The organism is Chitinophaga sp., from assembly GCF_039596135.1.
In the GTDB taxonomy this organism is placed as follows: Bacteria; Bacteroidota; Bacteroidia; order Chitinophagales; family Chitinophagaceae; genus Chitinophaga.
Genome location: NZ_JBCNKH010000041.1, coordinates 15,246 through 35,234 on the forward strand (window position 1 = coordinate 15,246; position 19,989 = coordinate 35,234).

12 protein-coding genes are annotated in these 19,989 nt (G+C 42.6%); 7 read left to right on the top strand and 5 right to left on the bottom strand.

From position 1 onward, the window contains the following. The 4 genes from ABDW16_RS21135 to ABDW16_RS21150 all read right to left on the bottom strand — a co-directional run bounded on the left by ABDW16_RS21135 (position 1) and on the right by ABDW16_RS21150 (position 8,377). Entirely contained in the window at positions 1 to 3,516 is a 3,516-nt protein-coding gene (locus tag ABDW16_RS21135) for a hypothetical protein (protein ID WP_343672473.1), read from the bottom strand. Positions 3,517 to 3,527: 11 nt separating this feature from the next. Continuing rightward, the gene (locus tag ABDW16_RS21140; protein WP_343672474.1) at positions 3,528 to 4,889 is read right to left on the bottom strand and encodes a hypothetical protein; all 1,362 of its coding nucleotides are present in this window, start codon (positions 4,887 to 4,889) and stop codon (positions 3,528 to 3,530) included. A gap of 189 nt (positions 4,890 to 5,078) precedes the next feature. After that, a complete protein-coding gene (locus tag ABDW16_RS21145) occupies positions 5,079 to 6,488 on the bottom strand; it encodes a hypothetical protein (protein ID WP_343672476.1) in 1,410 nt (469 codons plus the stop codon). A 110-nt stretch (positions 6,489 to 6,598) separates the two neighbouring features. Beyond that, positions 6,599 to 8,377 carry an ABC transporter ATP-binding protein gene (locus ABDW16_RS21150; protein ID WP_343672478.1) on the bottom strand — a complete coding sequence of 593 codons (1,779 nt, stop codon included), beginning with the start codon at positions 8,375 to 8,377 and terminating at the stop codon, positions 6,599 to 6,601. A 75-nt stretch (positions 8,378 to 8,452) separates the two neighbouring features. Here ABDW16_RS21150 and ABDW16_RS21155 point away from each other — a divergent pair, with 75 nt between their 5' ends. The 3 genes from ABDW16_RS21155 to ABDW16_RS21165 all read left to right on the top strand — a co-directional run bounded on the left by ABDW16_RS21155 (position 8,453) and on the right by ABDW16_RS21165 (position 13,099). Further along, the gene (locus tag ABDW16_RS21155) at positions 8,453 to 8,677 is read left to right on the top strand and encodes a VF530 family protein (RefSeq protein ID WP_343672480.1); all 225 of its coding nucleotides are present in this window, start codon (positions 8,453 to 8,455) and stop codon (positions 8,675 to 8,677) included. 15 nt (positions 8,678 to 8,692) lie between these two features. Beyond that, entirely contained in the window at positions 8,693 to 9,829 is a 1,137-nt protein-coding gene (locus ABDW16_RS21160; RefSeq protein WP_343672481.1) for a serine hydrolase domain-containing protein, read from the top strand. Positions 9,830 to 9,919: 90 nt separating this feature from the next. Continuing rightward, positions 9,920 to 13,099, top strand: coding sequence for a reprolysin-like metallopeptidase (locus tag ABDW16_RS21165; RefSeq protein ID WP_343672482.1), 3,180 nt, complete (start codon positions 9,920 to 9,922; stop codon positions 13,097 to 13,099). Positions 13,100 to 13,185: 86 nt separating this feature from the next. Here ABDW16_RS21165 and ABDW16_RS21170 read toward each other — a convergent pair whose 3' ends face one another. Further along, entirely contained in the window at positions 13,186 to 14,967 is a 1,782-nt protein-coding gene (locus tag ABDW16_RS21170; RefSeq protein WP_343672484.1) for a hypothetical protein, read from the bottom strand. 288 nt (positions 14,968 to 15,255) lie between these two features. Between ABDW16_RS21170 and ABDW16_RS21175 the strand changes: the two genes are divergently transcribed. The 4 genes from ABDW16_RS21175 (at position 15,256) to ABDW16_RS21190 (ending at position 19,988) form a co-directional block, all read left to right on the top strand. Then, a complete protein-coding gene (locus ABDW16_RS21175) occupies positions 15,256 to 17,448 on the top strand; it encodes a ribonucleoside triphosphate reductase (protein WP_343672485.1) in 2,193 nt (730 codons plus the stop codon). Beyond that, positions 17,441 to 18,118, top strand: coding sequence for an anaerobic ribonucleoside-triphosphate reductase activating protein (locus ABDW16_RS21180; protein WP_343672486.1), 678 nt, complete (start codon positions 17,441 to 17,443; stop codon positions 18,116 to 18,118). The genes ABDW16_RS21175 and ABDW16_RS21180 overlap by 8 nt, the downstream gene beginning before the upstream one ends. A 258-nt stretch (positions 18,119 to 18,376) precedes the next feature. Then, positions 18,377 to 18,943: a hypothetical protein gene (locus tag ABDW16_RS21185; RefSeq protein WP_343672487.1), complete on the top strand. Its 567-nt coding sequence runs from the start codon at positions 18,377 to 18,379 to the stop codon at positions 18,941 to 18,943. A gap of 178 nt (positions 18,944 to 19,121) precedes the next feature. Further along, positions 19,122 to 19,988 carry a DMT family transporter gene (locus tag ABDW16_RS21190; protein ID WP_343672488.1) on the top strand — a complete coding sequence of 289 codons (867 nt, stop codon included), beginning with the start codon at positions 19,122 to 19,124 and terminating at the stop codon, positions 19,986 to 19,988. The last annotated feature ends 1 nt before the right edge of the window (position 19,989 follow it).

Consider the following 19,989-nt stretch of genomic DNA (forward strand, 5'->3'; position numbering starts at 1 on the left):
TTATTGTACAAAATGATATTGTAATGTCTGGATAATGTTATTGTCCTTATCCCTGATTAATTTTAAGCGGCCCAGACCATCATACTCATAGTAAGATGTTAAATCTCTTGCATTTGTCTTAGAGGTCATTCCAATTCCGGGAGCATAAGTATAGGTTTCCATTTGTGCTATGGAAGGATACAATCTTAATTCATCTATTCCCCCACTACCGGCAACCTTGATGGAGGTTACTCCACTTACCTGGTGTTCATAATACGTCCATGTAACGCCACCTCTGACGACAGAAGGACCTGTTTTGACAGGAGCCGTTCCGGCAGCAGTATATGCTCCGCCCTTACTCCAATAGCTAACAATATAAGTCGTAGCTGAGATCAAACCAGTTTTGGTCAGCCCCGCAGTAGTTAATGTATAACACTTACTACCGGTCACGGTCGCTGCACTTACAATATTAGCATTGATGATTCCAGTCCAATTGCCGGCGCCGTCTGCTTCAAAACTTGAATAGGCGATATCAGAAACGGCGGCATTACTTGCAATAGCAACGGGAAGTGTGGAACGATAGTCGAGTATCACTGACTGATAAGAATCACTATCTTTTTGCTGCTGAAGGATATTACCATATCCATCGTATTGATTATATCGCGCTCTGACTTCTGACGGATAAACTGAATTTTGTATTTCTAATGTTGATGGTACCAGTAACTTTGAGTTGCCTGAAAAGTCAACATAATTTTTTGTCACTGCTGAAATCTGAGTTCCATTTAAAAGCTTTCTGATCTTAATAACCGGCGTCACAATATTACGGGATACCATCTTTTCATAAACATTGCCGGTAGTTGATAGATCATTAGGATATAATAATAATTCTACACTGCTATCACCATTGCTTTTAATCATTTGCCGGGAGACGGGAAGAAGATTGCTATTATAAGCGGTAGTTACTGACGTACCTAATTGATATCCGAAATCGTCATTTAAAGTGTCATTTTGAATAATTGGCACCATAGCACCAGTGGTAATTGGTACTGCATAGGATGATACTGCAAATGAACTGTATTCCTCACATCCACTTGATCTATATTGAGGTTTAATCTTTAGAATGTTTTGTTGGCTTTCCATTGTCGACAAATATGAAATCCGCTTCCTCTTTTGCAGCATATAATTTCCGGATACATATTTGTAGATATCCTCTCCTGTCTGAAAACCATTTTTCCAGTTGTTACTTATCAGGTATACACCATTTACAAAGTATTCAGACGGCAGCTGATCACCAATACCATTATTACTCAGAGTAGATCCATCCTGATAGACCTGAAAATAACTGATTGTTTTCCCATTCGGTGTACCAATTGAATCTACGTTATATGCTGTAACTTTTCTGTATAAAACCGGGCTACCTGCAAATTGGGTAATCGGGTATACAGGGTTAGAATAATAAATCATTGAATACCCTACCGGATTTATTGTTGGATTAGTTTCAATTTCATCAACGCAGAAAGCCTCCAATCCGCCACCATGACATCCTACCCGTTGAATGGCCTTTTCAAAATTTATATTTTGAAAATACTGAGGGGTGAGAACGATGCCCTCTCCACTATCGCCATATTCATAGAGCTGCCTGCTTAAAAACTTTCCATTCAAATCATAATTGCTGATTTTTTTTACCCGTAACCCTCCACCGAATCTGACTTCCGGAACATTCGGCAGAGAATCAATCCAGTTGACAATAACATTAGCATTTACCTGACTACTGTTTGTATAAATATTTATACTTATTACATAAGTATGCCCGGGGATGAGCGTCAAAGCCTGTGGACCGGGCTGGTAAGGAGTTCCAGCCGAGCCAGAACCAGCAGGAGTTTCAACATGGTTAAATACCAGCTGGTTGGTAGCCTGGTCCTTAATGGTGATCGTAGGAGAACCGGAAAATCCCTGATTTGTATTTGTTGCAGATATGTAGGGGGTACAAGTATAACCGTATGAATTGGCGCTAACGGTAAATGTGCCGGTTAGCGATTGCTGCACACCACCAGTTACATACAAATAAGTGTTTTTCTCCTCACGTTTTGAGAAATTAGTTTTATATCTGTGGGGTTCATACTCAAATACTGTTTTCCCCTTCGTTGGATACTGAATTGACTTTAAAGTGCAGGCAAGGCTATAAGAGGAATCTGCATCTCTGTTAGCAGAGCCAAAAGAATAATAAACTCCATTATAAACCGCAAATTGTTTTTCCATTCCACCACCTGCTGTGAACTTTCCATTATTAAAGCCCCATCGATCCATGATCTGGCTTTCTCTTGGAGCCATGGCTGTCGTATCATAGATCATACGATAAGTTACAGGTTGATCCGATGTCCCTATGGGCAGGATGGCAACTGAATCTAATCTCAATCTGTAAAATTTCTCATTAGGCGTTGTATTAATTAATGGATTGCTGAAAAAGTCCCCCTGATATAATTTTATTCGTTTAGTTTGGGTATAAGTTCCATTGTTCTCCGAGTATATATCTACTTCGTCAAGTCTTTCTCCCGAGCCGGTAACATCCTGCCTTCCACATATATTCACAAAAGAGATCTTTCCTCCCCGCCATTTAATTTCTTTTAAATAAGTATCATAGTGCGAAATATTCTGATAATATGTTTTCGATTCCGGGCCAAAACCACTGGAAAATGTAGAAAAGAACTGTCCATTTATCTCCTCAAAACCACATGTTCCACCAGTCATCCCAAAGGACTGAGTAACCGTTGCAAATTGCTCATATGAAGTATTACAAGTGGACTCATAAGAGAAAAATATCGTATCAACTGTATTTGCATCAACTATTTTGGTTAATTGCCATTGGGTAGGATAAGTCGTATTATCACCCGCATTTGTGGTTGTAAGCGACAAATCAAAAATATATTGGGCACCATTTGCATCAATGATATTAAAGCCAGTCCCGGTATATATTATTTTATTATTGGTAACAGGAATTTGCATCAAAGTACTATCATGCCTAAAAATAAATTTCCCGCTCTGACCATTGAAATTAAACTGAAAGATATCTGGCTCCGCTTCTGACAGGCCCTGATGGACGTCAAAAACATATTGCTTATAAAGTGTGCTTGTAGTTCCACCTGACAATGCAACATCTGTTGCTTCCGGAGAGTTTATATATCCGTGTTGATATAATTCATCAGGAAGTCCTACTACGTTACGAGATATAATACCATAACCATCAAGTGCCCATCCCATACCTACACAACTGGCAACTTCATCGACACGTACTCCTCCCGCATGATAAGCCAGATTAACAGGAAATGACGTGTTTCCCACTTTAACTACATCAATTGGTATTGAGACACCAGGTATACCAGTCGAAAGACCAACAGGAATATTACCAAATTTTCCGATACTGGCAGCTTCAGGGCCAACAGAGCTAATAGGTACATAATCTATTGGAGGGGCGCTTGTTTGGGCTAAACAGACAGAGATAAGCATTGATAAAATCAATGAGATTGGAATAAACTTCATAGATACAACATTTAAAAATTATAGCCTACACGAACTTTAATATGATTTGTGGTTGAATTACCTTTTAGAAGAAAATCATACAATAGCTGGAGATTTCCTTTTACTTTGGGGTTGATTTTATATTTCTTCGAAACTCCAAGCAACGCACTTTCTGCCCATTGTTTCAATTGATACAATTCAGAAAAATTTGAGAAATGCTGGAAGTAATTTTTCTCGTATCCACCTGTTAAATAGAAACTCCCCTTTATCTTATAATCAATATAGGAACGTAAACCGATGCCCTGATGTGAAAAGGCAATATGATTCCAGCCAGTTCCCAATCCGAGTTTGTAACTAATACCTAGTCCTATACTTCCGTTTTTATTGAATTTATACCCCACCTGACCAGCAATATCACCAATGGTCGGGTAATAAGAATTGCTCTTTTGAAATTGAATGTTTCCGCCATATTCCAGGCGCTTAAAAAAGGATTTAGTCTTCACCGGGTTTGGCTTAAAATCCGGCATTTCCGCCTGGCTATTCAGCTCCGGGAACTTATTCTTTAATTCGGATATTTTGTCCTTCACCTGTTGCATCTGCTGACTTATGGCCGCCCTTGCACCAGGATCTGAGCCGAGTCGCGTTTGTACAATCTCTTCTACCTGTGTTCTAACTTGTAAACCTTCGAGGGTTCTGCTGGTATTATAATTTTCGCCAAGGTTAAACATGTTTCCGATAATGGAGTTGTTTTTAACAAACTCATTATATGCAGGGAGCTTTTTAAGTTCACTTATTGCCTTCTTTTCAATCTTCGACGGATTTTCATATATCGTCTTATATTCTTCTAATTGTTGTTTATAATAATAAGCCTGCTTACCCAATCGTTGAAGATTCTTAGAAAACTGGGAGTACTGGCTTAACTGCTCCTGTAATTGCTTCCGCCTGTTATGAATATAAGCCTGAATATCTTCCGTCACTTTAAGTTTTCCCTGCAACGCTTCCTGATTTCTGGATGCCAGATCAAGATATTGTTTGCCCCACCCCTTTTTATGTAAAAACTGTAAGGATAATTGGGTTGTATCAAAATGACTACTAAGGGGTATTTGGGAATACACTTTATTCTTCAGATTATCAGAGTAAGACCGAAAATTATTATTGAAAAGCTCATTCGCTTTTTGTGGGTCAATCTTTTTTAACCGTTTTTGGATCTTATTTTCTTCTTTGCTAAATCTGGCCAGCATTTTTTCGGAGTAGTGAGTTATCTTCTTTTCATAGCTTAAGGTTGATTGTCCTACATATTGAATATACTTAATTTGGTTGCCGATACTGTCCTGGGCGCTAACATGACAAGGAAATAGTATTAAGGCAATCGGGATGAATGCGATTAACTTCATACAAGGGGTTATTCTTTAGGTACAGAATTGATCTAATTGTGCAGCTAAGTAAGGCTATTTTATCCTACGAATTAGTTAATGCGGAGTTAACAAATAAAAATGATTATAATGATTTGTGTGTTATCATTATAATCATGATCAATTAGTTATAATAAAATATGTGAATTTTATTGTAATTATTTTGCTACACTATTCCCCACACCGGAACGAACTGCTAACAGCATTCAACTTCCCCCACACAGCATGCCCCAATGGTTGTGGAGAGATCTTTACAAACAGCACCGTGTTACATTCTTTCTTTTCTACCATAAAATTAAATACGATCGGCTTCTTCTGCATATAATCCATCATGCTGATTGTACCTGTATAAGTCCCTTTTTTAAAGTTAACCTGTGCAGGAGTGACCAATTCCATGTTCCTTTTAACCAGGCCATCATAATATGCAGCAAGGATTTTTTTCAATTCATTTTCATCCGGAGCTTGTTTTCTCTCTAACGATAAGATGTAGCAATAACTCCAATATTCGTCGGAATGACTATTTCCCCAACCGGGCAAAAAGAACAAATCCTCTACTCCTTTCTCCGGAATGGCAGGCGCAAAATCAGGCGGGAAAGCAGATAACTCTCTGCCCCAATCAGCTGGAACATCTATCTTGTACGGTCTTTTCCAGGTAACCGGATCAAAGATACCCAATGACTTTTTAAGCCAACGAATACAATCCCCTTCTTCTATTACTGAAAAAGAATTCGGATTACGTACCCCATTAGGTCGCATACCAGGACGCGAAGATATAAAAGCCGCATTCTTATGACCAGCCAGCATCAAACGTTTTATTAGTTCCGAACCATCCGGAATGTTAGTGCCGTAAAAACTATTCCTGCGGTTATCCAATTGCCAGTTGATATCTGTATCATAATACATCCTTACGCCTATACCATGCAGGAATTGTTCATTGCCAACCGTATCGCTGCTCACTACAAAGGGACTTAATTCCTTATACCTTGCGGCATTCGTATGGATGTCTCCATTTTCTGATCGCATGCGTTCCAGAATGAATTTAGCATCGCCTACACTTCCGGCATTAAAATTCTTTTTAAAATCATCTTCACAACGATTCCAAAAGTTGAAAAGATCTGTAGGACTGTCTGCTGCAAATACTGCTTTCGGAACTACAGGAATACCCATGCGCCCCGCCTGGGCCAATTCAGCATATCGCAATGCAATCGTTCCGCCAAATTCATAGGCTCCGATAGCGAACCGGGAAGTGTCTGGCTTATATACCTGGATAACGTGAGAAAGGATTTGATTGAGCCGGCTAATGGCAACCGTGTCTGCATACAACTTTTGCCCGGTAGATACGAGGATGGTCAGGAAATCATTGGCTGCAGCTACATCAGGCAGGTTCGTTTCTGATAGGATCACCTCAGGATCTCTAAATCCGCGCAATAAAACCAGTACCCCTTTTATATTGCCGGATGTGGGCTTCACTGCCAGATAATAATCTTTATCATTAAAAGGTACCTTTTCTACATGTTGGGCGAAAGAAACGAATGCATTCGTCAGCAGCATTAATGCGATTGCAAATGGAAGCTTTATCATAATAAAGCCCACACGAATGACGTGCCAGTATAAATGGTCTCCTATACCAGGTATATATAAATAGGAATAAGTGCAATGTGAGACATTCGCATTTTACTATCGAACATATCTTACTGAAAATGTCTCCCCATTGTATCTTTCTGGTGTTTCCATAATTCCTGGAAAACCGGGCTGTTATTTCTGAGAGATTCAAATGTACCTTCGGCTACTATACGCCCCTGATGCAATACATATACATAGTCAAACTGAGGCAGCAGGTGCAGGCGATGAATAGAAGATATCACTGCCTTATCTGCAAATGCCGCGAACAGTTTATTGTAGATCATGACTTCTGTCTTGGGGTCTACACTGCTGGTAGGTTCGTCCAGTAGTACCACTTCGCTTTCACGGGCAGCGAGTATGCCACGGGCCAGTGCCAGCCGTTGTTTTTGTCCGCCGGAGAGGTTCACTCCTTTTTCACGTATATCAGATTCCAGCCCCAAAGGCAACTGGCTGATCACTTCTGCAAAATGTGCGCTTTCGCACACCGCAGTAATATCTGCTTCGCTAAAAGGCAGACCCAGGGTTACATTGTACGCAATCGTATTCTCAAAGATCTCCGGCTCCTGTGGAAAGAGGGTCACTGTTTCGTTCAGGGTGGCCAGGTCAAATGTCTTTCCATCTACTGTCAGCGTCATTCCCGGGCGGGGATCATATAGTCCTCTTAGTAGTGACAACAGCGTACTTTTACCACTACCACTCTCGCCTATCAACGCAATCCGTTTGCCACGGGGTATGCGGATGTTCAGTCCATGCAAGCTTTGCGGCGCATGTGCTGCATCATACTCCTCCCTGTGGGAAAAGCTCAGGTCTTTGATCTGAATCTCCTGCCAGGTATCCGGCAGGTCTGTAGGCGCATCCGGACGGTGGTGTTGTTTAAATGCGATGTCAATATTGGCGGCTGTTTGTACAGAGGTGTTGTATTGCGTGATATCCGTATACTGCCAGGCAAAGTCGTAAAACACACTGGTGAATTGGTTCACATATCCCAGCAATGTTACAAGGCCGGCTACATAAAATACCTTTCCCGGCTGCCAGTACTGCAATACATAGCCTACTGCCACTACGCAGTAAATGAGGGTGATCAGTATATCAGCTACAAACCATTTCCATTCGTTGATCCGGACGTTCTTTTTAAAAGGAGGCAGTATCAGCGCAACTTTGGCCAGCAATCCCGTTTCCATGCTCTTTTCAAGGCGCAGGGTAATCACTGTCATGATATTGGAAAGACTGTCGAACAGGGTGGAGGATACCACGTGTTCCTTTTCATTCACTTCATCCAGTGTACGGATAAAAGGTTTGTCGAATTTGAAGATGACCCAGATAGTGATGGCACCGAGCACAACACCGATGGTGCCAAATAAGGGCGAGAAATAAACGATGGCAATTACGGAAAATATGAGTTTACCGACTGCCCTCAGATACATAAAGCCATGATCGAAAAATGTCTTCAGGGCTTCGTAGGCTTTACGTATACGATTGATGGTAGCGCCACTGTGATGGTCCTGGTGCCATTTTACCGGCAGGTGCAGTACCTGGTGATATCGTTCATGCAGAAAGTTACGGCTCAGGTTAAAGGCAAGTTCCCGCTCCATCACGCGGGCTGGACCATGGAAACACCATTCCAGTACTTTGAGGCCGAAATAACTGGCGGCGTACAGGAAAGCAAAGTGTAATACCTGCCGGGTGTCCTGCTGGATTTTGTTGATAAACCAGCCCAACAGCATAGGGTATAATGCGTAAATGATGGCAGAAACGGTGAACATGGCATACACCACTACATACCTTCTCCTCTCCTTTCGTGCGTAATGCCAGGCAGTGCGCAACAGGGATATATATGGGTTTGCCATAGCAGTAAAATATTAGGTAAGATGCAAAGATATAAAAAATAATGTGCTGTATATTTGCCGGACAAACAACACGACATGGAATCAAAAGATCCCTTACATGGCATTACCCTCGAAAAACTACTTACCCAACTAGTAGATACCTACGGATGGGATGAGTTGGGCTATCAAATCAGGATCAATTGCTTTATTAGTAATCCTTCTATACAATCTTCTCTCAAGTTTTTACGTAAAACACCGTGGGCGAGAACTAAAGTAGAAGAGTTCTATAAAGACGCGTTGAAAAAAGGGAAGTTGAAATGATTAATACGGCTTTCCATGCAAAAGAAAAAAATCGCATTCCTTTTATTATCCCTGCTGGTGTTGAACAACGCCTACGGTCAAACCACTGATCTAAAGCTACAGGAAAAAATTGACACAATAATCAACAGGTATATGAAAGCCACTAATATAGTTGGCCTTTCAATTGGCATTGTCCGCAACAATCAATCATATTACGCAAAGGGATATGGAACAATAAATTTACAAACCAACAAACCAGTAGATACCCTCACGAATTTTCATGCTGCCTCCATCTCAAAGTTATTTACCGCAACTGCCATCATGCAGTTAGTGGAACAAGGCAAACTGGATATCAATAATAAATTAGTCTATTATTTGCCCGCATTTAAAATGAAAGACGAACGGGTAAAAGATATCACCCTTACACAACTACTTAATCATACCTCCGGTATACCGGATATTAATGATTACAACTGGGATCACCCCAATAACAGTAAGCATGCGCTTAAACATTTTGTGTTGCCATCAAAATTTTCGACATTGAGCTTCACACCAGGAACTGATATTCACTACAGTAATCCTGCCTTTGATATTTTAGGTTATATAGTAGAAAAAACAGCGAATCAAAGTTTTGAGGAGTATGAATACGAAAAGGTTTTGAAGCCTGCCGGAATGACCCATAGCAGTTTTGATCTGGCTAAAATAGATCCTGCCAGGAAAAGCACACCCCATATCATAGACAGTATTTCAAAAAAAGTAGAAATATCAAAAGTATATCCGTTCAATAAAGAACATAGTCCCTGCGGCACGTTAAACACCTGCTCCCATGATCTGTCAAAATGGATGCTTGAAATGCTGTCCATCTATAACGACAGTACAGACAGCTATCATGGCGTAATAAGACGGGAAACATTGCTTCAGATGTGGACCCCGACACACAATATTGCATATCCCGGCTTGTTTCTTTGCTTGGCCTGGTGGAAAAGAGAATCAAAAGAATATGGCAATTACTTTTTCCATGTGGGAGTTGATGTTGGCTATTCATGCAGCCTCACCCTGTTTCCTGATAAAGGATTAGGCATTGTAGTGTTATGTAACGGCGATTATCCCGGCCTGCCTGTTTACAGGGATATTCCTCTTGAGATAGCACGGCTGTTAACTGAAAATAAATAAACATTTTTTTCAACTCAATACACCTCAGGCTGCAGTAAGTTAACCTACATTCATAAACAGAGCAATTTATTGACCTAAAAAACCCTACGCATGAGACTAGTTTTACTATTCGTTACTGCTTTATTATGCAGTACCCTATCATTTGCCCAAAACTACTGGAGACCCCACACCGACGGTGCCAGAATTATTCCCGACAAAGCTGTTTCCCGCCTTGCATTCCCCGCAACGTTCAAACTATTTGACCTGGACTTAACCCCATTGCGGAATGAGGCATTCAGAGCTGTCAGCAATACTTCCGGGCACGGTACCATCATCTCCCTGCCCAATGCAGACGGACAAATTGAACAATTCGAAATTGTCGAAGCGTCCAATTTCGAACCTGCATTACAAGCCCAATTTCCTGATATACGCGCCTTTTCAGGAAAAGGTATCACCGACAAATCTGCTACTTTAAAACTGAGCATCTCCCCCCAGGGAATACAAACCACGGTATTCCGTGTGGAAAAAGAGACTGAATTTATTGAACCTTATTCTGCCGACCACACTGTATACACAGTGTTCAAAAAACAACCAAAGGCACTACCCTGGAAATGCTCTACGCCCGAGCAAAAACTGGCTACTGACCTTAGTAACAATGTTGCCGCCCGGTCCACCGGCGATCTGAAAACATTGCGGCTTGCACAGTCTGTAACCGCTGAGTACTCCAATTATTTTGGCGCCACCAGCTCATCGCAGGTTGCATTAGTGCTCGCAGCTGTGAATGCGACACTGACCCGCTGTAACGGCGTATATGAAAAAGACCTCGCCATTCACCTGAACCTGGTCTCCAATACTACCAGTGTATTTTATTATAACGCCTCCACAGATCCCTATTCCAACGCCAGCACCGGCGCCGGTGGAGCCTGGAACAGCGAGTTACAAAGTACACTGACCTCCGTAATCGGCGCTGCCAATTATGACATCGGTCACCTGTTCGGTGCATCCGGTGGCGGTGGTAATGCTGGTTGCATCGGCTGTATCTGTGTCGATGGCTCTAAAGGAAGTGGTTTTACCTCTCCTGCCGATGGTATTCCACAGGGCGATAATTTCGATATCGATTATGTAGTGCACGAAGTAGGCCACCAGCTGGGTGCCAACCATACCTTCTCTTATGGCAACGAAGGTACAGGCGTCAATGTGGAACCTGGTTCCGGTATTACCATTATGGGTTATGCCGGTATTACCAGCTATGACCTGGCACCACATTCTATTGATATCTACCACGCCGCTTCCATTGCGCAAATCCAGACAAACCTTGCGAGCAAGACCTGCCCGGTTACTACCAGCATATCTGCCAATAACGCAACCCCTGTTGTGAGTGGCGGCGGTAGTTATACAATTCCTATCAGTACCCCATTCGCGCTGACAGGTTCTGCTACCGATGCCAATGCCAGCAATGTGCTCACTTACTGCTGGGAGCAGAATGACAATGCTTCCTCTTCACAAACAAACGCCAGCAGTGTTGCCAGCGCTACCAAAGCATCTGGCCCTAACTGGATTTCATTTGCCCCCACTACCTCTCCTACCAGGTATTTCCCCAAACTGGCGACTATCCTGGCAGGTAGCTTAATATCCGGCCCATTGACCGGTGGCGATGCGGGTGCGAATACAGAAGCCCTGAGCTCCGTGTCAAGAACTTTGCATTTCCGGTTAACGGTAAGAGATAATGCCCCTTATAGTTCTACGGCACCGGTTAGCGTTGGTCAAACCAATTACGCTGATGTAACCGTCACCGTTTCGAATACCTCTGGCCCGTTTGCAGTGACAGCCCCTAATACAGCAGTATCCTGGGCAGGCAATTCATCGCAGACCATCACCTGGAATGTAGCCAGTACAACCGCATCACCAGTGAGTTGCGCCAATGTAAAGATATCCCTCTCTACCGATGGGGGTAACACATTCAGCACACTGGTAGCAAGTACTGCCAATGACGGCAGCGAGGTGGTAACGATTCCGAATACCCCCACTACCACAGCCAGGATCAAGGTAGAAGCAGTAGGCAATATCTTCTTTGATATTTCAAATACTAACTTCACCATTACCGCAGGTTCCGGTTGTTCCGCACCAACAGGTTTAACATCATCTGCTGTTACCACCACATCTGCTACTGTAGGATGGACAGCTGTGAGTGGTGCTGCATCTTATAAGGTAGATTACAAAGCTTCCTCATCCAGTACCTGGATCAGTGCTGCTACTGCTACTACCGCTACTTCCCTTGGCTTAACAGGTCTTACCCAGGGTACTACTTACGACTACAGGGTAAGAACTACCTGCACCAGCGATACCAGCGTTTATACAACTGCGCAGTTTACAACCGTCTCTACCGATACCTGCAATGCGCCTGCCACACTGACCAGTTCTGCTGTAACATCCAGCGGGGCAACTGTAAGCTGGACAGCCGCAAGTGGAGCATTGAGTTATGATGTGGATTACAAATTGAATACATCTTCTACCTGGACCAATGCCGCAACTGGTACTACGGCTACCAGTGTCAGCTTAAGCGGATTAACGTCTGCCTCCCTGTATGACTGGCGGGTAAGAACAAATTGTTCAAGTGGCAGCAGTACATATGCTACTGCACAATTTACTACCTTAACGGCTTCTGGTTGTGCAAATACAAAGGATACTTCAACCAATGGAACCATCTCCGGTGCGGCGACTATTCCATTCAATACAAATATAACTGGACTGATCAGCCCAAGTGGTGATATAGATAATTATAAATTTGTAATCACTACCAGTGGTACTATTACCATTACATTGAGCACACTGCCTGGTGATTATGACCTGAAACTGCTGAACAGCGCTGGTACACAGCTCAATATATCACAGGCAGGCGGCACCACCAGTGAAAGCATCAGTCGTACGGTTAGTGCAGGTACTTATTACGCACAGGTATATGGTTATAATGGAGCGAATAGCGCGACTACCTGTTATACCTTGCGGGTAGCTTTAGGCACTGCCACCCGTTCAGATGAAGTGACCAATGAGCAGGAAAAAGTGCTGATATATCCAAACCCGGCCAAGAATGTGGTAAACATTAACCTGGCAGGTGTGAAAGGAAAATCAGAGGTAAGTATGTTTGATGTGAACGGACGATTGGTGCTGCGTCGTGAAGTGAATGCGGTAACTGCACAGCTGGATATTTCTACATTATCTACAGGTGTGTATATAATAAGAGTGAAGAATGGAGAGAAAGAGGTGAGTATGACGAAGATCGTTAAACAATAAAGATACCTTTTAAAAAAAGGGATGTATCAAAACCATGATACATCCCTTTTTTTACCTGATGGAGACTGACCATCATTTAAACGATTTTATTTTATAATGTAGGCTTCTACATCATCAAACGCTAATGCCTTTGTAGCTGCATTTGCATAAATGCCTATATCTTCCGGTTTCTTTATTATTTTTAAAGAAAGTAAAACGCCTGCAATAATTGCATTTCTATCTGTTTTAGTCATTTTCGACCAGGCGTCCTTGTCTTCAATCTTTTCTTTAAAATATTGACGATACTTTTTATGCTTTGCATACTTAGGCAGTTTGTCTGTAATTTCTAATATGTTCTCCAATTCCTCCTTTTTCATGTTAGCTTTCCTTCCTACTGTAGTAGTGGTAGTGGTTACGGCCTGGGAGGGTGGCTTAAGCAATGCTAATTCCTGTTTTAACCGTTCTACCTCGTCACTTAGTGCTGCATTTTCTTTTTCTTTCTGCGACAGTTCCAAAATTAATTGCTTCTTCTCTTCCAATACTTTTGGATATTGTGCGATTGCTTCTTCTTCTTTGGCCTCCTTCTGCCCTAACGCAAAATGTTCATAGCTTTTCTTGGGTGTACCCGGCATATATGAGTTTGGAATGCCGGGATTATCCTTCCCCTCCCTGTATGCGGGATGCTTTTCCTTTTGCCGCTGATCATGTCCATGCAGCATGGCCTGACTGGTTCCCAAAGATGCCCGCCCTGCTTTTTTCACAACCTCTACACGATATTTCATGATCGGCCGCTTGATGGCTTCTTCTTTTTTTGCATCTTTTCTTTCTGCCTCTGAATCCGCATGCACTGCACGGATAGCCAGTATTGTTACTTCTCTCAATCCCTCACTGATTTTTTCGTCTGCCTCTTTTAATGCACTATGTTCGCCCAGTTCCTCCCTTCCATGCTCAACGGCCCAGTCAACAGCCTTTTGTGCTACTGTTTTTCCATCCTGTGCACGCATGAGAATACCCCGGGTATTCACCTTGCCCAGCGATTTGATAAACTCTTCTCCAAACCAATCCAGTCCTCCAAGCCAATACAATAAATCATCGCTGGACTTCCCCGTTAAACCATTACATGTAGCACACAAAAACCATAAATTCTCCATATGGTTATAAAACCTGCTAAAAAACAATTTTGATCCGTCTATGTCAGGCGCATCTCCAATAAAATAATTTTCAGCATCGGGTAAGTATTTCATAACAGCCTCCCGATAATCCCGGTCTCTGTTCATGCGGGCAATGATCTTCTTTTGTCTATCCAGGATATCAGATGCCGGCTGCGTGTGGTCTGTCTGCAATGACTCATTTGCAGTAGGTTTCAGGCAGGCATTACAGGCAAATTGTTGTTGCCCTCTGTTATCCAGCCGGTCACGCCCCCTCCCCTCCTCTATATCCTTCAATTCCATCCGGGCAGCAGTCCCTTCTTTAGAAGCATAAAACGCCGGTTTTTTCTTAGGCCCCGGAATAAATACTGTCTCGCTCCAGGCTTCTTCAGTACTTTTTCCCCACATAGGCGGCATATAGTCAATTTCAGGGTCATGTGCCTCATCTGTAGGAATAATAATATCCGGATCAATTCTTCGGGTGTAACTCGTGTTCTCCTTATTCCAGTCGAGTATAGCTCTCATCTGGTTGTCCGGGTCCGGCTCCCTGAAAAGATATTCCAATACATCCTTTCTTGTATACTTTCCTTCTGCCTTCCCGGTTTTTTCTGCCAGGAATTTGGAACGTTGCACAACTGTGCCAAAAGAAAAAAGTTGTACTGCTGGTTTGGAAATACCCTTACCCGAAAATGGATCTGGTGTACGGGCACTCATGGTTTGGGATCGGGGTTCGCGCTCCATAGAGATAGATTTTAATGAACTGAATGTACATAAATTCCTCCTTCATATACAATACAATCAAAGCCTATATCTATATATCTCAATTTAAATCAATTAGAAAAACCTGACCATCATCATGGTTTAATAAATGAACCTTACCTGTCTTAATTTTCCGGCTTTATTTACCCGCTGTAAACGGCAAAAAACACATTTTCTTCCGCATTTATTTTCGCACTCCCTGTTGACAAGTTTTAAAACTCATCTTCCATTGTTCAGGTATTTTGCAGCATCTTAAACCCATTAAAAGCCATGAATTACGTTATCAAAAGAAATGGTGAGTTCGAACCCTTTAAAGCCTTTAAAATAAAAGATGCTATTGAAAAGGGGTTCATCAGTGTGAATAAAAAACCTGATGATGTAATATACCAGCAGGTCACCGCACAACTCCTGCACAAAGAAGTATGGTCTGTAGAAGAGATCCAGGATATCATAGAAAAAGAATTGTTTGCACACAGCTACTTCGAGGTGATGCGGGCTTTTATGTTATACAGGCACACCCGCAAATTACAGCGGGAACATGTACATGGGCTCACGCCGGCTACAACACTTGTAGACAGCACTCAAACGATTGAAGAATACATCTCTCAAACTGACTGGCGCATCAATGCCAATGCGAATACCTCTTATTCCAACGCAGGCCTGGTGAACAACGTAGCCGGTAAAATCATTGCCAACTACTGGCTTGACAAAGTCTATTCTCAGGAAGAAGGATATGCACATCGTAACGGAGATATTCACATCCATGATATTGACTGCCTCACAGGATACTGTGCCGGATGGAGTTTACGTGCATTGCTGAATGAAGGTTTCAATGGGGTAAGAGGCCGTGTGGAAAGCCGCCCACCCAATCACTTCCGTGAGGCACTGGGCCAGATGGCTAACTTCCTGGGTATACTGCAGAGTGAATGGGCCGGGGCACAGGCATTCAGTTCTTTTGACACCTACCTCGCGCCCTATGTTTTTAAAGATCATCTTGGCTATGAAGATATTCTGAAAGCCGTCAGGAGCTTTGTATACAACCTGAACGTACCCGCCCGCTGGGGACAATCTCCGTTTACTAATATTACCATAGACTGGACTGTACCAGAAGATTTGAAAACACAGTTCCCCACCAAAAAAGATATTCATCTTTTTGATGGGATCACTGATCCCCTTATCATACAGAAAGCAAAAGACAGGGGTGTTCATCAACTCAGCGAACTGACCTATGTTCATTTCCAGCCTGAAATGAATATGATCAACAAAGCGTATTATACCGTGATGACGGAAGGAGATACCAATGGGCAGCCATTTACCTTCCCGATTCCTACTGTGAATATCACTGAAGACTTTGACTGGTATGGGGAGAATACAGACTTGTTGTTTGAAAACACCGCACGCATTGGCTCTTCTTACTTTCAGAATTTTATCGGGAGCCAATACATTTATGATGACCAGGGTAACCGTGTAGAAAATCCAAACGCCTACAAACCCAATGCGGTGAGAAGCATGTGCTGCCGCCTGCAGCTTGATTTGCGTGAATTACTAAAGCGGGGCAATGGCCTCTTTGGCAGTGCAGAGATGACCGGCAGTATTGGTGTAGTGACTATTAATATGGCCCGCCTGGGTTACCTGCACAAAGGAGATCAGCATGGACTGTACAAACGGCTAGATTGCTTGCTGGAACTTGCTAAATCAACACTGGAAAAGAAAAGAGTCTTTATACAGGACCTGTACGACCGGGGATTGTTCCCTTATACCAAGCGCTACCTCACACATTTCAGGAATCACTTTTCTACTATTGGCGTGAATGGTATCAATGAAATGATCCGGAACTTTACGAACGACCAGGATGATGTTATTTCTGAAACGGGTCGTGAAATGGCTGCTGCAATACTGGAACATATCCGTAAAAAGATGACGCAGTACCAGGCTGAAACAGGCAACCTCTATAACCTGGAAGCTACGCCTGCAGAAGGTACTACCTATCGTTTTGCCAAGGAAGATAAAAAACGGTTCCCTGATATTTTGCAGGCTGGCATGGATAATAATATCTATTATACAAACAGTTCCCAGATTCCGGTTGACTATACAGATGATCCTTTTGAAGCACTGCTGCTACAGGATGAGCTACAATGTAAGTACACAGGCGGCACCGTACTCCACCTGTACATGAGAGAAAAGATCAGTACCCCAGAGGCATGTCGCAACCTGGTAAAAAAAGTATTGTCACAGTTCAGGCTACCTTATATCACCGTTACACCTGTGTTCAGCATATGCCCGGAACATGGCTATCTTTCAGGTGAACATGAGTATTGCCCCATCTGTGACGATGAAAGCCAGAAATGTTTGGTGTATACACGTGTAATGGGATATCACAGACCGGTTGAGAGTTTCAATATCGGTAAAAAAGGGGAACATAAACAAAGAGTGCATTTTACGGAAACAGCCCATTGTGATTAAACCTATTCATAGTATTACACCTTTTACATTGCTGGATTATCCGGACAAAACAGCCTGCATACTTTGGTTTGCAGGCTGTAATATGCGGTGTGTGTATTGCTATAACCCTGGCATAGTATTGGGAAAAGGGAAACATAGTTATGCAGATGCGTTAAAGTTTTTATATACGCGCAGGCAGCTGCTGGATGGAGTGGTATTGAGCGGTGGGGAATGTACTTTGCATAAAGACCTGGTTGCATTTTGCAAACAACTCAATGCCGAAGGCTGGCTGGTTAAGATAGATACCAATGGTTCTAACCCACAGATGATCGAAACCTTAATACAGGAAGGGCTGATCAATTACATTGCACTGGATTATAAAGCGCCTGCACATAAATATGCTGCTATCACCCAATCTTCATTGTACAATAATTTTAAAGCAACATTAAAGCTGTTAATAAGCGGAACAACGCCTTTCGAAATCAGAACCACCGTGCATACAGACCTGCTGAATGAAGCTGACCTGCAGCAAATGGTCGATTGCTTAGCTCAGGAAGGGTTCAGGGGAAAGTTATTTATCCAGCACTTTATAAACGATACAAGTATCCTTGGCAACCTGGCTAATTCACGGAATAAAATAGATCCCCAAAAGGTGAAGAGTCATTGCATCGACCTGGTGTTAAGAAATTAAGTTATACCTGCCCTCTATCCCCTAAAAAACATCTCAACACCATATAAATATCTGATTATCAATAAAAATACTCCCCAATTGCACTAATCTGTAAGAGTTATTATATTTGTAACTGAAACTATACTATGAAAATGCAGGTGCAGACCACAATATTATCTGGAAACCATATTTCAATTCTTCAGCATCTATATAGATCGAAAGATTAGAAAGGTTCATTTACCTATGCATTTGACCTGGTTTAACAACTAAAAACTAAACATGGCTGAAGAAGCAAAGCTGGAAAAAGAAATACTTGCTGAATTAAAAAAAGATTTCCCTCTGACCAAAGAGTCCACGAAAGAAGTCAATCTGGGTCATTTTACTTCTTTCCGCAACGGTGATCATTTCAAAATTACTTACGCCTGGCGACTCGCTAATTGTGTACAACAGGTAAATTTTGTAAAATACCGGAACACAGGCAAAAGTGATAAATCCAGGTATGCAGGCGTCTGCATCAACCTGGCGCACCCACTGCCCGAGTTTAAGATTACGGCCAATACCGAAAACGATAAATTTCTCAACTTATACCTGCCAAACTCTGTCAAAGTAAAGACAGTACCGGCATTTAATCATAAATACATACTGGAAGCTACAGACGCAGGTACTATAGAACAAACGATCGGTATTGAGTTTTTTAATAAGATCATGCATGTACAGGACCTGAATGTAGAGGTAAAAGATAATAAATGCCTGATTTATGGAGTGTATCCTTTTAACTATGATAGTTGCAAAGTGATGTTCCAACTGGCAGAAGACATTGTAAAAAAAGATCAGGCTAATAGTTAAAAATGCCGGGCACCCACGTACGCGCCACTCTTGCGTACTTAAAAAAAGTACTTATCTTTATTGCATGCAACATCTTTTTACTTCCAACACGCCTCCCCCGGTAGCTGCCTGATGCGCTAAAAAACCGGTTCCCTTTCTTACAACCTGTGCACAGACAGTGTACACAAATACTGCTATTTTGAAAAATTTCAAATACCCATTCATGGTATTGCTGGGAGGCGCCATGTATGGCACGATGTCCTCATTCGTGAAAATGTCTTACACCCTGGGCTACAATGCCGCCGAAATATCGTTTGCGCAAGCCTTGCTATCTGCCCTCTTCCTGGGGTGCATTCCCCGCAAAACAAAGCTGACACGCCACAGCTGGATTTCACTTTTGCTCACTGGTGGTGCCATAGGTCTTGCAAATTTTCTATATTACCAATCCGTAAGCTATATTTCTGCATCTTTGGCAATCGTTATTCTGATGCAGTTCACCTGGTTCAGCCTCCTGCTGGAATGGATCATTTTCCGCCAGCAACCCGGCAAACCCGAACTGGTTACGGTGCTCTTTATTTTAATAGGTACAGTCATGGCAGGCGACCTGCTTCGTGATGGAGCGCTCTCTATTTCCTGGCAGGGTATTGCCCTCTCGCTAGCTGCATCCCTGGCTTACGCCGCGTATATCGTGGCAAACAGCCGGGTAGGGAAATGTGTAAACTGGCAAACAAAAAGCACCCTTATCATGGCTGGCTCCGCATTGACCATCTTCCTGGTCAATGCAGGTACGATCACCGCCCATAATCATTTCGGTGCTACGTTCCTGCTATGGGCATTGTTCTTTTCTGTGGTTGGCACCACCATTCCAACAGCACTCTTTGCCGTCGGGATTCCCAAAGTTGGCGCCGGTACCAGCGCCATCCTGATGACCATCGAATTTCCTGTAGCCGTGTTATGCGCACATTTCGTCCTGCATGAACGCATTTCACCCATACAGATCGCAGGCATCATCATCATGCTGACCGCCATATCAGCAATGAATTATTTCAAATCATTAAAAAAGTAGT

Coding starts and splice junctions, on each gene's coding strand:
- ABDW16_RS21140 (WP_343672474.1), bottom strand. CDS start 4,889: ATGAAGTTAATCGCATTCATCCCGATTGCCTTAATACTATTTCCTTGT.
- ABDW16_RS21170 (WP_343672484.1), bottom strand. CDS start 14,967: ATGGAGCGCGAACCCCGATCCCAAACCATGAGTGCCCGTACACCAGAT.
- ABDW16_RS21150 (WP_343672478.1), bottom strand. CDS start 8,377: ATGGCAAACCCATATATATCCCTGTTGCGCACTGCCTGGCATTACGCA.
- ABDW16_RS21165 (WP_343672482.1), top strand. CDS start 9,920: ATGAGACTAGTTTTACTATTCGTTACTGCTTTATTATGCAGTACCCTA.
- ABDW16_RS21145 (WP_343672476.1), bottom strand. CDS start 6,488: ATGATAAAGCTTCCATTTGCAATCGCATTAATGCTGCTGACGAATGCA.
- ABDW16_RS21175 (WP_343672485.1), top strand. CDS start 15,256: ATGAATTACGTTATCAAAAGAAATGGTGAGTTCGAACCCTTTAAAGCC.
- ABDW16_RS21155 (WP_343672480.1), top strand. CDS start 8,453: ATGGAATCAAAAGATCCCTTACATGGCATTACCCTCGAAAAACTACTT.
- ABDW16_RS21135 (WP_343672473.1), bottom strand. CDS start 3,516: ATGAAGTTTATTCCAATCTCATTGATTTTATCAATGCTTATCTCTGTC.
- ABDW16_RS21185 (WP_343672487.1), top strand. CDS start 18,377: ATGGCTGAAGAAGCAAAGCTGGAAAAAGAAATACTTGCTGAATTAAAA.
- ABDW16_RS21160 (WP_343672481.1), top strand. CDS start 8,693: ATGCAAAAGAAAAAAATCGCATTCCTTTTATTATCCCTGCTGGTGTTG.